We start from the raw sequence: 15162 nt of genomic DNA on the forward strand, positions 1-15162 counted from the left end.
CAGAGCCTGAACCGGGAATGGCTGCTGACCGCCATCACCCACACCGGCAAACAGCCCCAGGCCATGGAAGAAGAGGGTGGCAGCGAACCCACCAGCTACCACAACGACTTCACCGCCATCCCGGCCGATAAAACCTGGCGGCCAGTGTGTGAACACAAACCCATGATGGACGGCCCCCAGATGGCCATCGTCACCGGCCCCGAGGGTGAAGAAATCCACTGCGACCAGTACGGCCGGGTGAAAGTGAGATTCCCCTGGGACCGCTACTCCAAGAACGACGAACACTCCAGCGCCTGGTTACGCGTAGCCCAGGGCTGGGCCGGCGGCCAATACGGCTTTATGGCCCTGCCCAGAATCGGTAACGAAGTGATTGTGTCCTTCCTGGACGGCGACCCGGACCAGCCCATCATCACTGGCCGAACCTATCACGCCACCAACACACCGCCGTATGCGCTGCCGGAACACAAAACCCGGACCACATTAAAAACCAAAACCCACAAGGGTGAGGGCAGCAACGAACTCAGATTTGAAGACGAAGCGGACCAGGAACAGATCTACGTCCACGCCCAGAAAGACCTGGACTTGCTGACCGAAAACAACCGCACCGAAGTCATCAAGAACGACAGCCACCTGACGGTGGACAACCACCAGTTCAGCCATGTGAAAGCGGCAGACCACTGCACCACCGATGGTGAAAGCCGAGTCTCTGTCGGCGCCGATTGCAGCCAGACCATCGCCGGCAGTTTCCACCAGAAGACCGGCCGCACCATGGCCTCGGAAGCCGGCACAGAAGTTCATCACAAAGCCGGTGAGAAAGTGGTGCTGGATGCCGGGGCGGAGCTGACGATTTCTGGTGGCGGCAGCTTTATCAAGCTGGACCCAAGCGGGGTTACGTTGGCTGGGCCTGGGATCAAGATAAATTCTGGTGGGGCGCCGGGGAGTGGGGCTGGGCAAAGTTCTGTTCATCCGGAACTTCCAAATCTCGTTGGCAAAGATGGGGCGGCAACGCCACAGCCTCCCGAACTGGCAATGGTTGGCCAGCGCAAATCTGCCTCTCCTGACCAAGAGGAGTTTGATCAGTTACCGGGCTCCGATCGGAAACTGATCATTGATGTGATTGGTGGGCATCTTGAGCGAGATTCTGTGGAAGCGATTAAAGGGACTGATGGGGAGGAAACTGTATGACGGATACTGTGGATTTTTCAGATGAATCCCGGGATCGCTCGATTTTACGAACAGCAGATTACGACGATACCGACCCCGCGGATCTCGTACTGACTGTGCCCAAGCGCGAAGGCGGCAAGATCTCGATTCCTCTCCTGAAGCACGCAAGATCTAACATCGAGCGTGAAGATTACCAGGATAATACCCTCGTAAGGATCAAGCCCCTGGCAGAGATCGCCAGCAACTTGCCTGTTAGAAGTGGCTCCAATGCCCCCGTTTATCAAGGGAAAGGCGTAGCACTGTTGCGGCCTGGCTTTCTTTATATTTTCCGCGAAGACAAGCTCTGGCGAGAATTAGAGATCAGTCAGAACTCCCAATTCAGCGATATTGATCTACAGGCAGTGCGGGCGGAGGTTGGTGACCCAGAATCTGACTTGAGAATGATACGCCCATCAGCCGGGCAGTGGTTGGACGATGTGCTTGTTCCGGTGTTTCTCCAGGGGCAAGCGGTGATGCACGATTTCCGCATGGCCTACAGTGAAATCCAGTGGGATTGGGCCTACATCCAAAAACTTGAAGAGAGTGCAGCGACTCGTAATGCAAGGACGACGGGTGTGGGTCACGCCTGGGCTGTCACATCGGTTGATACATTGAGTTTTGAAACCGGATTCCCGGCATCACGTGTTGAGGATGCACCCGAGCTCAGGCACAGGGATCTGGGCATTGAACTGATGATAGAGAATCCCTGCGACTTCGTGCTCAGTTTTGAAGGGCCGGGTGAAGACGAACTATGCAGCAAGCTTGCGAAGTTATTGGAGAGCAACGAGAAGCAGGCGAGGGAGTCGGCGAACATTCTTGACCTTACCTGCCCACCTGGAGCGGATCTTTTGCAGCACCTTCGCTCGCAGAAGGGGGTCGTTTGCGTGGCTATCCCGGATCCGTTGTTCAGGTTACGCCACTCGTTGGCGCAGCTTCAATTGGCGCTTCACTATCTCGATGCTATTGATCTCTCCATACAGGAAAAGCCGCTGGTTCATTCAGCGATGCTGATACGTCAAACCTTGTTTGATCCGCAGGCATCTGACTCAAGCGATCAGATCGGAAAGCTGCGAGCAGCAGTAGATCAGGACAAGCTCAATCAAATCCTGGAGCATTCAGAGCGCCAGATGATGCTTGAGAAGATAACGGGGCATCTGAAGAAACTCGAAACACTGGTTGATAGCGGTGAGTTTGATTCAATCTGCGGTGATTACCTAGATCACACAGGGCTTGGCCCATGTGAAGCATTCTCTCTGCATACAGGTCTGCTCGACCTCATTCAGCAATTGCCCGGTATTTTCAGGGCGCAGGGGAAGGAGGCACCCAGTATTCTATCTAGGTTGCTAAAGCAGGGATTGGACAAGAGTTCGATTATTGCTGCTTTAGCTAATGAAGGATGTGCAGAGGGAGAAGTATCACCGCTGCTGGCGCATTTAAAAGCTCTATCTAACAAGCACGACACGCTCACAGAACAGCATCTGAGTGGACTGGGCCTGTCGGCCATTAGCACCATTGCGCAGCAGTTAAAGCATGAGGAGGCTGATTCTGACACTAATGATGACGGCAATTCTTCAGTTTCTGTTGGCTCTGCCGGCACTGTTGCGGGAATGCTTGAAACTGCGCTGGGTGGCTGGAGTGGGGCTGTTCTCAAGGTCGCTGATCGTTTACGTGAAAGTGGCGACTTGACGGCCATCAAGCTGGAGCGGGTGTTTGCCGCAGTCAGTGAAGCGGCTGATATTGCGGATCCAAAACTCGGCGGCGAACTAAGAGTGATGCGCCGGGATGCTGTAGACCTGACGCGCTTCAGCATTGTCGGAGTGCATGGGAAAGGACTCTCGTTTGGTTTGACTGACGCGGACCTTCAGAGTGAGGCGTTAACAAGGCGCAACGACTACCTGTTTGCTGATCGGGTTGACGCGGCTGGTAAAAAAGTTGCCTCCACCAGTCCGGCAAGGCTTGCTGATGAGGTTGGAGAAGCTGTGATGAAGGCGGCTGCCCACACCTGGGTGTTTGTGTTGCCGATTGATCATCCGGAAGCTCTAAAGTTCAGTGCGTGGAAATTTGATTGGGCTAATAAGGCTAAGGCTGTTGCCGACGGTCCTGGGTTGTCTCGGGTTTTGGTGGGTTTGGCTGCATTTAATCTCATGACAGAGTTCTGGTCTTTGAAGGACTTAAAATCCAACAACCACGGTTTTTCAGCAGTAAAGATTTTTGGAGCGGGTTTAGACTTAGCTGCCGCTTTAATGAAAATACACACTATAACTTCTCCAGCGGATAGCAAGCTAGTATCAAAATTGATACTCAGGCCACTCTTTGAGATGAGATCAGTTCCGCTCATCGGACCGTTGATTCACGCACGCCTTGCACATGTTGGGGCGAGCACTATAGTGCGCTCGATGTCTTTGGTTAATTTCTTCGCCGCCGGTGTAATGGTAGGGATCAGTGCATGGGATTTTCGTAACAGTGTAGATCGAGGTGATTTTGACGCTGCTTTGGGGCATGGGCTAGCAGTTATTGGTGGAAGTATTTTCGTATTTTCCAAGCTAATGAAGGGGTTACTGTTCGTCCCTGGATGGGGGTGGGCATTGTTTGGGTTGGGGCTTGTTTTGGGTGGCAGCGTATATGCCGCCCTTGCGACCGATAGTGAATTTGAGCAAGTATTGAAACGTGGGCCTTTGGGGATTGGTCCGAGCCATCCGGGGCTTCCAAACGATGATGCATCGTATTACGCGCAGTTGCTTAGCGTGTTCTCACCGGTAAAAGTGAGCGCAAAACGTTACGCTGACTTGAGTCAAGCCGATAAGGCAATGTTTGCTGATCAAAACCCTTCACCAAATGACTACAGGGTGACGGTGAGCTCCCCATTAATCAGCCGATTTAAGTTTGGCAAGAGTGATTATGGCGGAGCCGCAGATATTGGAAACGGTAAAAAAGCGGGTTTACGTCTCGGTGTCCAAGAACTGGAATATACCCACACGACTATTCAGACCTCGAAAACAGCCGCTTGGAGTGCAGACCATTTCAGTTTGACTCGAAAAGTACCACTGAAACGGGTTACTGCCTGGGTCTCTATACCGGATGAGAATTCGGTCCATTTTATTGTTGAGCGAGAAATGACTGGGAGTGAGTTCAAGTCGCATAATTATAGTGAAAAAAGAACTATTAGTTTAAGGGTTGTATTGCAGGCCCGTATCGAAAGTGAAATCGGAGAGATCTGGTTTCCCGCTCCAATATTAGATCATTATGAACCGTTTGAGGTGGCGCGTCATGAGGTGTTGCCCGATAAAATGCAACACTCACTTAATCCCTTCAACAATGATCCTGTACCGTACTGGATTGTTAAAGAGGTAACGGTGTGAGTCAAAGCGAAGAAAAAATCAGAAATCATAATAGTGAGTTGTGTAATAGTCAGATTTCGGCTGTTCCTGAGCCTGTGAAGAGTAGACGGCGTCTTGGTCAAGATATCCAGCCAGTTGGGGATTATGCGGAGATTGAGCCTTACTATAGGGTTTGTGAGGATGTAGGTGAAGTTCAACATCAGGATCAGAGCGATCCCGATGCCTTCCATTCGAGTGATTGGTGGTGGGACGAGCGCCAGATTCGGTTTCTCAATGGTAAAGCGTTTATCGGGCTTTCTATACTGCTATTATTTATACCATATACATGGGGAGGCGTAGTATTAGTCGGTGGTGGAATCTTAACTGTATACAATGCAATTCTATTTACGGTTGATGCGGAACACTTGCTCCGGGTAATCGCTATTCTTATCGTAATGGTGATTTGGATTCCGCTGTCACTATACGTCATCATAAAAACCATGCCTTGGGTTATGGGCGCATTCGCCTTGTTATTGAAACCTTTTGACAAACTCCTCAGCAAGCTCCTGGACCGAGGCCTCGAAGCGGGCGAAAGCTTCTTCAGTCGTGAGACCGGTCAGGTAAGTTTCGCTATGCCGGGCGGCAAGAAACTGACAGCACCCTTTGAGGAGTTCGATGCCTACGTGGAGCGAGTCATTGAAGCCGGCGGTGTCTTTTATCGCCTGATGTTCGTGCATCGCTATACCGCTAAAGAATTCAGCCAGACGTCCCTGAGCCGGGTCGAGCCATCGAAGGAAGAGGTGATGGCGCTGTGGGACATGCTTCAACGCTACATGGACACCTCCCAGCCCCTACCTGATGTGCCAAGACTGGAGCCGTTCCGGCATCTGGACCCGGTCACTGCGGAGCATGACGAGCGCATCGGGCGTAATCCCCGGTTTTGGCGAGACTTGGATCTGGAAGCGTGGAGACAGGGTGAGGGTGCTGAGTGGTTGAAGCGCCAAGTGGAGTATCCGTGGGATAAGCGCAAATGCAAGCTTACACCGCAACTGGGCAAGATATCGATGGATGAATACCGTAAACAGAGGCCTGCCGGCGCTTGGCCAATTTGATATTAAAAGGATAGTAAATTATGGATCGCCAAATAAAAGATCTCATGAAGCAGGGCTTAAGCCGGAACGAAATCTTCGAACAGCTCAAAAAGCAGTCGGGCAATCAAATGCGTCTGGCTCAAAAGATTGCAACGTTCGAGCCTGGCTCATCCTCTACGCAAACCGTCCTGCTGAACCGAGTTCTCATAGTGCTCTGCCTGCTCCAGGCATGTTTCGGGATCTGGGTGATCCACTCCAATGTGGTCCCGATGGATGAGGAGTTCGGCTGGCAGGGTATCGTAGCGACTTTCATTTTGACGATTTTTTATTTTGTCGGGCTGTTTAGGATGTCCTTTACGGGGTACGCATCATTTATGCTCTTCTGTATTACCGTTGTTGCCAGCTATGCCTATTTCTTCAACCATTTCCCGGTTGTCTCGATCGTGGGTGTATTGCTTGCCGTTGCCGGGGGCGTTCTTTCGTACTCGGTCAAGGTTCGCCTGTTTCCTCACATGGGGTTTTTGGATGTGAGGAAAGACGAACGTGGAGACTACATCTTCGAATAGCTGAAGTTGTAGTCTCCACGTCAATGCAATCTCCGGCCTGTCGCAAAACGCAACACCTGTAGTAATCTGTACACATGGTTCGCGGCAACCATTTCAGGAGGGCATCATGGCAACTCCATTCGAATCGATGACAAACTGATCCGTGAAGCATCAGCAGAGGCTCAGGTTCAGCGGCGCTCTACACCCAAGCAGATAGAATACTGGGCGGAGATTGGCAGGATTGTCGCTGGCGAAGTCTCGGCTGAGGATCTGATGTCCATTGCGCAGGGCAATCGTCGGGTAAAGGTGGAGCCGTTAGTTCCGGAGCCGGTATCCGGTGATGAATTATGGGCTGAGGTGGATGCTGCCCGTGATTCGGGAGAGCTTGCTAAGACTATTGCTCACAGTCGAACAGTGTACCAGTGCTCGATAGAAAATCCCGGGTTCCTTGAGGCCATTCATCCTGACGGTACTCGTGAATTAGTGCGATCTTTCTCATCAAACAAATGAGCCCAAAGGCCACTCCCCCGGCACCACAAACCACCGCTCCCTCTCAACCCAACACCCAATCCCCGGCTGCCACTCCACCCGCGCAAACAACACCGGCACGCCCTGGGCCTCCACAAATGCCACTGCCTCCCGCGCCGCCTCAATATCAGGCTGGGCACCCTGCCTCCAAGGCCCAATCCAATGTGGCTTTTTCAACGCAACCCAACCCGTCAGGTCGGTGCTCTGCAAATCGCCGGCATAGCACCATCGCCCCTGCCTATGGCCCGCCGGCACATAGTCCGGAAGTGCCACTCCGTCATCCGGATAGAACAGATAACCCGGCAGAAACACTAGCGGAATAATCGGTTCTGAAATCCCCAGCTCTGTTAACAGAGCCTGCGCTTCCTCCCGCTGTGCCATAGGGCTCTGGTGGCTGAGCATTCGGTCTACTTTCAGGTCCAGGCGGTCCCTGGCGTTTGGCCCGTACCACTTGGTAATGTCGGGGCCTTCGTTGACGCCCAGGTAGTATTTGATGGCAATTTCATGGTGTTCCAGGCACCGGGTGTGTGGATTCCGCACCAGAAAATCCAGCTCGCCGATGGTTCGGTTGCCGGCCTTGATCTGCTGGTTTTTTAGCAGCAGTTCCCAACCTAGAAGGTCGACCAGGAGCACTTCGTACAAACGCTCAAAGTAATGGCCAAGGCGGCGCTCGGTAGTGGCCGCGAGTCTTGCTGGCATGGTGTCCGGGTGCTTGTCCCAGTGTTTGAGTTTGTCGCGGTAATCATCGGGCAGCCACTGCAGTGGCTCAAAGCTCACGGGGGCGGCCAGGAGTTGCGGTGCCGTGCACAGCCAGGCGAGATGCCGGATGGCCGGTATCTGCAGGTTGAGCAGGGTTTCGGTTTCTGCGTTTGTCGTCATGGCCTGAGAATAACGTAAACTGGGCGTGTTTGAGAGCCACGCAACCACAGGAGCCCTATATGCAATACCTGCACACGATGATTCGGGTCAGCAATCTGGACGACACACTCCATTTCTTCTGCGACCTGCTGGGTATGGTGGAGATTTCTCGTAAAGACAGTGAGAAAGGCCGTTTTACGCTGGTGTTCCTGGCGGCCCCGGAAGACGAAGCCCGTGCCCGTGAAGACAGGTCGCCGATGATTGAACTTACCTATAACTGGGACCCTGAGGAGTACACTGGCGGCCGGAATTTCGGGCACCTGGCATTCCGGGTGGAGAACATTTATGCGCTGTGCGAAAGGCTCCAGGCCAACGGCGTTACCATCAATCGCCCGCCTCGGGATGGCCATATGGCCTTTATTCGAACGCCGGATAATATCTCGATTGAACTGCTGCAGAAGGGCGATGCGCTGCCGGCGCAGGAGCCCTGGGCCAGTATGGAAAACACCGGTACCTGGTGAGGTCATGGAGTCTATTGGTCAGGCTAAAGTGAGACTTGATTCACATTTTTGACGCAGACCCCGGGCGATTTGACCAAGGCTCTGAAACATAACACTCGCTTATCATTTGTTGCGCTATGTAACGCTCTGTTACTAAAACAACAACAAATGAGGTGGTCGTTATGTTCTCCAGAAACGCTCTGGTTGCAACCGTTATGCTGGGTTTGGTGGGGTGCGGGGGTTCCGGTTCAGAGAACGCTTCCGATAATACCAATGCCCAGGGCCCGGGGCCGACGGTTCCGGGCACTACGCCGCCCGGTCAGTCTGATGGCAACAGGGGTCTGCCAATAGGTGAGGGCGAGGTGCGGGTTCTGTCCAATCGCGCCGATCTGATCAGCGGTGGTGACGCTCTGATCGACATCGAGGCTGCCAACCCGGGGGCGGCCCGTGTGTTGCTTAACGGACAGGACGTAACGGCGAAGTTCGCGTTGATGGAGTCTGGCCAGCTGCGAGGCCTTGTTACCGGCTTGGCGTTGGGTGATAACACGCTGGAAGTGCTGCTGGATAATCGCAGTAGCCGGCTGGTGAAGACCATCACTAATCACCCGAAAGGTGGGCCGGTATTTTCGGGCCCCCAGGTTCAACCCTGGACCTGCACCAACGCCGCTGCGGTGGATGAGCAATGCAACCAGCCTGCGGAATACCGCCTCAAATATGTTCCTGCGGAACGCTTTACCCGATTGTTCACCGAGTTTGATCCGCAAGACCCCGGCCTGCCGGATGCTTTTTTGCCTTACGACCCGGAAAACCCTCCCGCCGATGACGACATCGCCACCGTGACCACCGATGAAGGCGTTGAAATGCCGTTCATCGTTCGTGTGGAAACCGGTGTGCTGAACAGGGACCGTTACCAGGTAATGTCATTGTTCCAACCCGGAAACGACTGGACCGCCCTGAATCCCCAGGAGCAGTGGAACGGGAAAGTACTGGTTCATCACGGCGGTAACGTGGGGGTGAGTTACGGTATGGGCAGTCCGCCCAACGGTGACATTTCCGGCCTGACTAGCGGTAACGAGCTGTTGCTGGGAGACAGTATTTCCGTGGCGCTGGCCCGGGGTTTTGTAACCCTGTCGACCGCCCAGGCCAATCTTGGCCACAACGTGAATCTGGTGACCGCTGCCGAGTCTTTGATGATGGCCAAGGAACACATCATCGAGAACTATGGCCCGGTCCGTTACACCATTGGCACTGGCTGCTCGGGTGGGGCGATTGCCCAGCAACACATTGCCAATGCCTACCCCGGTATCTATCAGGGGTTGATTGTTCAGTGTTCCTATCCGGATGTCTGGACCACCGCTACCCAGTTTGCCGACTACAACCTGATCAGCAACTACCTTGGGCTGCAGATGCCGGAGGGTCCGGAAGGGTTCTTCTCCTTCATGACGGATCTGCTAACGAACGGTTTGCTGCCAACCCAGTGGCCCTTTATTTATGGGCACCTGCCCGTTAATCCAGTGGTTTCAGACCTGGCCTTCTTCCCGGCGGCCTACCCAGACCAGGAAGATTGCCGGCGCCTGAAGGAGGGCGTTGAGGTTTATCATCCTGAGGAACGACCGGGCGGCCTGCGCTGCGGGTTGATCGATTACATGGTCAACCAGTTTGGCGAGCGGCCACCGGAGGTGTGGTCTGAAAATGAACAGCTTTTGGGCCGGGGTTTTGCCGGTATTCCGCTGGATAACGAAGGGGTTCAGTACGGCCTCAGAGCCCTGCAGCGGGGATTGATTACCGGCCCACAGTTCCTGGATCTAAACCGGGGGATTGGTGGCTTCAACGTGGACATCAAGTATCAGCCAGAGCGCACCCGGGGAGACATCCAGGCCATCACCAATGCCTATCGCACCGGCGCCATCAACACGGCAGAGAATCTTGCCGGTGTGCCGATGATTGATCTGCGAGGCCCGGACCCCGGCTTTGCCCACGATGCCTTCCACTCCTGGCAAACCCGTGCCCGCATTGAGGAGGTTCAGGGCCATTCGCTCAACCATGTCATCTGGTACGGCGCCTTCCCGATCGCCGGGGATACCGTGTTTACCACTGAGGCCCTGTTGACCATGGACCAGTGGCTGGCGGGCATCGAGGCGGATGAGCGGCACGATAGCCTGCCGGAGAAAGTGATTCGTAACCGGCCCGGCTTCGCCCGTGATCGCTGCCTTTCATTGTCGGGCGCTACCGCCGAATGGGGTGTCATGCTGCCGCTGACCGGTGGCCTGTTGTACCCGGACCCGGTTTTGCCCGGCCTGGAATACTTGCCAACCAACCGATTGCCGGCCGAGATGGGTGAAATCCTGGACGTGGCCACCGGGCAGGTGTGCGGCCTGGATCTTGGCGCCCTTGGCTTGCCCTCGCTGGTGACTGATTTGTTGGCGCCGATCACAGACCCGATTGTTGAAACCCAGGCCCTGCTGGTGCAAACCCGGTTTGGTACCCCAAGAACAGTGGCTGGAGATGACATTCGCACCCTGAATAACAAGTGTCAGCTCAAGCCGGTTGACCCTGCGGATTATCCCGCCAATCTGCTCCAAGGTATTTTCACCTCTGAAAACTTTGCCCAGAAGGTTGCGGAGATTTTCCCGAACGGTGTGTGTGACTACAGCAAGCCACCGGTTGGCCAGGTGCCAACCGTCACGTGGATGCACTATGGTGATGCCGAGACGGTGGTGCATGGCGGCGCGCCGCTGAGCAGCAACGATCAGCCTGTTCCGGGGTGGGCTTCACCGGCGTTTGCGGTCACCCTGTCATCCAATCAAGCTGAGTGATCAGGGCCACAGGGTCGGGCTGCGCCTGGCCCTGTGATTGGCTTGCAAGGCATCGGCCCCAACCCCAACCTGAACAGAGTGCGGCCGACTCAGCAAAACCGGCGGCTAACCGTTGCTGTTGGTCGCTCTTCCCCCTAAAATTCCTCGCTGATCAAACACGCATCAGGATGATGCTGCCCCAAACCCAAGGAAGGAGAATGCCGATGGACGATTGGCAAGGGTGCCTTGCGCCCCAGTGTCAGACTGCGCTCTTGCAGGCCCGCAACAATGTCGCCAGCCGCGGTGGTTCGGTGATTACGGTTGAAGACTACCTGTTGGCATTGCTCGATGCCGTTCCTGAGGCAGTTGCGTTTCTGAAACGGCAGGGGGTGGACCTGGACGAACTGATTCGCACCATCCAGGGTGAACAACCCATTGTTGCAGAAGTACGTGGCGATGGGGACCTGTCTTCCCAGCTTATCTACTGGATTTCCAGCACCCGTGAAGCGACCGATCAGCCCTGGCTGGACTGGCCTGTACTGTTGCATGGGCTGGTTCACCTTGCCGAGCGCCTGCAAGACAAAGCCTATGTGGCGGTGCTGGAACTGGTCAGCCACTGGCCGAGTGCGGAGGGTGAGGCCTGCACGCCTCCGGCTTCCTCTGACCAACCTTTCAGCCCCGTTACGGTGACTGATCCAGCCTGGTTGCAGCTGGCTGAGGACGTTGTGGTGGCTTTATCCGCAAACCGGAATGGGTTGATCTGGGTAGCAGGCCCCCGTGGTAGCGGAAAAACCGCCTGGCTGAGGATGTTGCTGGCGACGCCGGGATTCTCGTGGGTGCAGATGGACTTGCGCCGCCAGGCAGAGGTGATGGCGTCCGATCAGCCGGTGGTCCCATCAGGCGGGGGCGGAGTCGCACAGTGGCCAGCGATGATTCTGGACAATGTGGCACCGCTCGACCTATTGGAACTGATGAGCATGCCGGATGGTGCTGTTCGGGAACTGGTGACAGGATGGCAGGGGCCAATCCTGATGCTGGCATCAGACGACAGGGGTAAAGGACGAACAGACAACCGCCGGTTGGCCGCCATTCTGGGCCGGGAGTTGGAAACCATGGCGATGCCGGGTGTTAGCGAGGCGCAGAGAAGAGCGATCTTGACAGCACACCAGCCAGCCATCGAAAAGCGTTGGAACCTGCAATTGTCGCCGGCAGCGATGGAGTATGCGGCGTCCCGCCAAACACGGAGTATAGCAACGCCCGGCGGTATGCTCGAATGGTTGCACCGGGCAGCCGCCAGGCTTGACCTGTTTGCCAGCCGGGGACCGCTGGAGGCGGTGGCTCTGGCGGCAGAACACGACACCCTTCGGCGCCAGTCCCTGGTGGCCCTCGCCCGGGGGGAGTGTGCTGAGCGGGTAGAGCTGCAGATACAACAACTGGATCTTGAACAAGCCGCCGCTGAGGTGGTTTGGCACGAACGTAAGCGCTCCGGCACCCTGCGCCGGTTATTGGTGGAGGATCTTCGCCAGGAACTGGAACGATGGGTTGCAGCCAGGCCCGGGCCGGTTCACTATGTGCTGAATTGTGAACAACAGCAGGGAGATACCTTGGGTGCAGGACCTGGAAATTTATATTCGTGATCTGGAACCGGCGGCCGTATCCGGTTGGCTGGAGAACCAGCTTGATGACGTTCAACTGGACGATTCGGATGTCACGTCGGTGGTGAAGGGAAGTGCGTTGTTCAATGGTACCCGTTTGCGGATTACCCTGTATCCCGGCGCCTTTGGAAAGAGGTTTACCTCTGTGCTGATGGAGGGCGACGATTTGCCCTGGAACAGCGACCTGGACTGCGCCCGAAGTGCCTGGCGGGCCATGGAAGGGGAGATACGGTGCAGCACCGGTGACTGGAAAGAGGGCGATCCGGTGGAAGATGAGAAGTGGTGGCGCCTGGACCACCGGGGTGAACAACGGGTGGTTTGGAACTGAACCGATCGCCAGAAGGTAAAAAGGCAGCCATTGGAGGCTGCCTTTTTCGTATCCCGTGCTTTGAAATTACTCGCTCAGGATAGACACGTTGTCTGCTTGCAGGCCTTTGTCGGCTTCCACAACGTTGAACCGAACCAGTTGGCCCTGACGCAAGACTCGGCGACCACGACCGCGAATGGCGCGGAAATGTACGAAGATCTCGTCGCCGCTGTCGCGGACGATGAAGCCAAAGCCTTTCTTGACGTTGAACCACTTGACGGTGCCTTCTTCATCACCTTCCGGTGTGGTGTCGTCAAAATCGTCTTCTTCGTCATCATAAACGTTGTTCTGGCGACTGTTGCGTGCCGGGCGGCTCTGGCTTCTGGAAGCCGGCGCTGCGGAGGGCTGCTTGGTGGCAAGCGCGATGGCCAGAAAACCGGTGATGGCAAAAATAACAAAGGCAATCAGGTACGCTGCAAGGCCACCAACACTGCCCAGTGCCTCGGCGACGTTGCCAGCGCTCAGCGCGGCCAGGAATTGCGGTGTGACAGACAGCAGCAGAAACAGTACCAGGGGTGCCGGAATGGCGATCATAAGGGAAAGACGGATCGCTTTGGCTGGATTACGCATTGGCTGAATATTCTCCATGGGTTAACACTAACGATAAAAAGCCAGACATCGGGTAACATGGCATGCCCGGCCAATGAACGCCGCCAATGTTCAATGTTGGCGGTAAAAGGCGGCATCATACCAGATTACCGAAAGGGCTGACCAAATCTCATGAGCAAAAAGACACTGGAAGACAGGCTTGCAGAGCTGGAAATGCGACTTGCGTTCCAGGACGATGTGATCAATACCCTGAGTGAGCAGGTGGCGAAGCAGGAGATGGATATTCGGGAGCTGTGGGATGCCAAGAAGGTGCTGCACAAGCAGTTGAAGGATATTTCGCCTTCGAACATCAAGGCGGAGGAGGATGAGACTCCGCCTCCGCATTATTGAATTTGGAGAAGGTCCGAGAATCCGGGGTCAGACCCCAGCGCGGCCTTAGGGCCCACTGACGCGCTGGGGTCTGACCCCTTGGAGTATGTGGCCCAAGCGCGCTGGGGTCTGACCCCTCAGAGTTAGCCTAGCAGTTCTTCCAGTATCTGTTCGTAGATTTCAGAGAGGGTATCCAGGTCTTCGGCCTTTACGCATTCGTCCACTTTGTGGATGGTGGCGTTGATGGGGCCGAGTTCTACTACCTGTGCTCCAGTCGGTGCGATGAAGCGACCATCAGAGGTGCCGCCGGAGGTGGACAGCTCGGTCTCGCGGCCGGTGACGGAGCGGATGGCGTTCTGGCTGGCGGCAACCAGGGCGCCCTTGTCGGTCAGGAAGGGGCGGCCGCTCAGGTGCCACTGCAGGTCGTACTTGAGCTGGTGCCGGTCCAGAATGGCCACTACCCGCTCTTCCAGGCTTTCTGCCGTATTCTCGGTGCAGTAGCGGAAGTTGAAGTGCACCAGGCACTCGCCGGGAATGATGTTGCTGCCCACGCCGGATTCAATCCGGGTAATCTGGAACGTGGTCGGCGGGAAGAAGTCGTTGCCGTTGTCCCAGAATTCCCTGGCCAGTGCATCCAGTGCCGGTGCTACCGTGTGCACGGGGTTCTCTGCCAGATGAGGGTAGGCCACGTGGCCCTGTACGCCGTGTACTGTCAGGTAGCCGTGCAGGGAGCCCCTGCGGCCGTTCTTGATGACATCGCCCACCTGATGGGTGCTGGAAGGCTCGCCAATCAGGCACCAGTCCATCTTTTCGTTGCGGGCTTCCAGGGTTTCTACCACTTTAACCGTGCCGTCCTGGGCCGGTCCTTCTTCATCGCTGGTGATCAAGAGGGCAATGGAGCCTCGGTGCTTAGGGTTGTTCGCCACAAAGCGTTCGCAGGCGGTGATGAAGGCCGCCAGACTGCCCTTCATGTCTGCTGCGCCCCGGCCATACAGATAGCCATCTTTGATCACGGGATCAAAGGGCGGGTGGGCCCAGTTTTTCTCCGGGCCGGTTGGCACCACATCGGTATGGCCGGCAAACGCCAGTACCGGGCCTTCTGAGCCCTTGCGGGCCCAGAGGTTGTCGGTATCACCGAACCGCAGGTTCTCGCCTGCAAAGCCCAGCGGCGCCAGGCGGGACATCATCAGTTCCTGGCAGCCGGCGTCATCCGGCGTCACCGAGCGGCGGCGAATGAGGTCCATGGCGAGTTCTAAAGTGGGTGATAATGACATGCGGGAAACCTGTGTAAAAAAAGAAAATTTGCCACGGACAACACGGACGTTCACGGACATCAAGAAAGGGTTTTGTCCGTGATTGTCCGTGTCGTCCGTGGCTAACCCAAG

General features: G+C 55.7%; 13 protein-coding genes. 10 read left to right on the forward strand and 3 right to left on the reverse strand.

Annotated features, from left to right (window positions below; all coding sequences use genetic code 11):
* The 5 genes from C7H10_RS12810 to C7H10_RS12830 all read left to right on the forward strand — a co-directional run.
* On the forward strand, window positions 1-1185 hold a 1185-nt coding region (locus tag C7H10_RS12810; protein WP_279629214.1), incomplete at its 5' end, for a type VI secretion system Vgr family protein.
* Window positions 1182-4562 carry a toxin VasX gene (locus C7H10_RS12815; RefSeq protein ID WP_106695220.1) on the forward strand — a complete coding sequence of 1127 codons (3381 nt, stop codon included), beginning with the start codon at window positions 1182-1184 and terminating at the stop codon, window positions 4560-4562. The genes C7H10_RS12810 and C7H10_RS12815, both read left to right, overlap by 4 nt.
* Window positions 4559-5632 carry a hypothetical protein gene (locus tag C7H10_RS12820; protein ID WP_208622837.1) on the forward strand — a complete coding sequence of 358 codons (1074 nt, stop codon included), beginning with the start codon at window positions 4559-4561 and terminating at the stop codon, window positions 5630-5632. The genes C7H10_RS12815 and C7H10_RS12820 overlap by 4 nt, the downstream gene beginning before the upstream one ends.
* Before the next feature lie 20 nt (window positions 5633-5652).
* Window positions 5653-6177, forward strand: a complete 525-nt coding sequence (locus C7H10_RS12825) for a hypothetical protein (RefSeq protein WP_106695221.1) — start codon at window positions 5653-5655, stop codon at window positions 6175-6177.
* Between the two features lie 123 nt (window positions 6178-6300).
* Complete coding sequence (locus C7H10_RS12830; RefSeq protein WP_279629215.1) at window positions 6301-6666, forward strand: TA system antitoxin ParD family protein; 366 nt, start codon at window positions 6301-6303, stop codon at window positions 6664-6666.
* Here C7H10_RS12830 and C7H10_RS12835 read toward each other — a convergent pair.
* Window positions 6655-7563, reverse strand: a complete 909-nt coding sequence (locus C7H10_RS12835; RefSeq protein WP_106695223.1) for a DUF1853 family protein — start codon at window positions 7561-7563, stop codon at window positions 6655-6657. The genes C7H10_RS12830 and C7H10_RS12835 overlap by 12 nt on opposite strands.
* Before the next feature lie 59 nt (window positions 7564-7622).
* Here C7H10_RS12835 and C7H10_RS12840 point away from each other — a divergent pair, with 59 nt between their 5' ends.
* From C7H10_RS12840 to C7H10_RS12855, 4 genes are all read left to right on the forward strand, one after another.
* Entirely contained in the window at window positions 7623-8063 is a 441-nt protein-coding gene (locus C7H10_RS12840) for a VOC family protein (protein ID WP_061333448.1), read from the forward strand.
* 161 nt (window positions 8064-8224) lie between these two features.
* A complete protein-coding gene (locus C7H10_RS12845) occupies window positions 8225-10858 on the forward strand; it encodes a DUF6351 family protein (protein WP_106695224.1) in 2634 nt (877 codons plus the stop codon).
* 203 nt (window positions 10859-11061) lie between these two features.
* The gene (locus tag C7H10_RS12850; RefSeq protein ID WP_106695225.1) at window positions 11062-12474 is read left to right on the forward strand and encodes a hypothetical protein; all 1413 of its coding nucleotides are present in this window, start codon (window positions 11062-11064) and stop codon (window positions 12472-12474) included.
* Window positions 12446-12820 carry a hypothetical protein gene (locus tag C7H10_RS12855; RefSeq protein WP_061333445.1) on the forward strand — a complete coding sequence of 125 codons (375 nt, stop codon included), beginning with the start codon at window positions 12446-12448 and terminating at the stop codon, window positions 12818-12820. The genes C7H10_RS12850 and C7H10_RS12855 overlap by 29 nt, the downstream gene beginning before the upstream one ends.
* A 66-nt stretch (window positions 12821-12886) precedes the next feature.
* Here the strand turns inward: C7H10_RS12855 and C7H10_RS19425 are convergent, their stop codons facing one another.
* Window positions 12887-13429: a cold-shock protein gene (locus C7H10_RS19425; RefSeq protein ID WP_106695226.1), complete on the reverse strand. Its 543-nt coding sequence runs from the start codon at window positions 13427-13429 to the stop codon at window positions 12887-12889.
* A 150-nt stretch (window positions 13430-13579) separates the two neighbouring features.
* On the opposite strand from C7H10_RS19425, the gene C7H10_RS12865 reads away from it, so the two are divergent.
* A complete protein-coding gene (locus C7H10_RS12865; protein WP_058090267.1) occupies window positions 13580-13798 on the forward strand; it encodes a SlyX family protein in 219 nt (72 codons plus the stop codon).
* Window positions 13799-13920: 122 nt separating this feature from the next.
* Here C7H10_RS12865 and dapE read toward each other — a convergent pair whose 3' ends face one another.
* Window positions 13921-15051: a succinyl-diaminopimelate desuccinylase gene (gene dapE / locus C7H10_RS12870; protein ID WP_106695227.1), complete on the reverse strand. Its 1131-nt coding sequence runs from the start codon at window positions 15049-15051 to the stop codon at window positions 13921-13923.
* Window positions 15052-15162: the final 111 nt, after the last annotated feature.

Origin of the sequence: Marinobacter shengliensis (assembly GCF_003007715.1) — a bacterium.
Lineage (GTDB): Bacteria > Pseudomonadota > Gammaproteobacteria > Pseudomonadales > Oleiphilaceae > Marinobacter > Marinobacter shengliensis.

Bases quoted from the DNA above. Each gene is read 5' to 3' on its own strand.
- C7H10_RS12815 (WP_106695220.1), top strand. From the start codon at position 1,182: ATGACGGATACTGTGGATTTTTCAGATGAATCCCGGGATCGCTCGATT.
- C7H10_RS12825 (WP_106695221.1), top strand. From the start codon at position 5,653: ATGGATCGCCAAATAAAAGATCTCATGAAGCAGGGCTTAAGCCGGAAC.
- C7H10_RS12835 (WP_106695223.1), bottom strand. From the start codon at position 7,563: ATGACGACAAACGCAGAAACCGAAACCCTGCTCAACCTGCAGATACCG.
- C7H10_RS12840 (WP_061333448.1), top strand. From the start codon at position 7,623: ATGCAATACCTGCACACGATGATTCGGGTCAGCAATCTGGACGACACA.
- C7H10_RS12845 (WP_106695224.1), top strand. From the start codon at position 8,225: ATGTTCTCCAGAAACGCTCTGGTTGCAACCGTTATGCTGGGTTTGGTG.
- C7H10_RS12850 (WP_106695225.1), top strand. From the start codon at position 11,062: ATGGACGATTGGCAAGGGTGCCTTGCGCCCCAGTGTCAGACTGCGCTC.
- C7H10_RS19425 (WP_106695226.1), bottom strand. From the start codon at position 13,429: ATGCGTAATCCAGCCAAAGCGATCCGTCTTTCCCTTATGATCGCCATT.
- C7H10_RS12865 (WP_058090267.1), top strand. From the start codon at position 13,580: ATGAGCAAAAAGACACTGGAAGACAGGCTTGCAGAGCTGGAAATGCGA.
- dapE (WP_106695227.1), bottom strand. From the start codon at position 15,051: ATGTCATTATCACCCACTTTAGAACTCGCCATGGACCTCATTCGCCGC.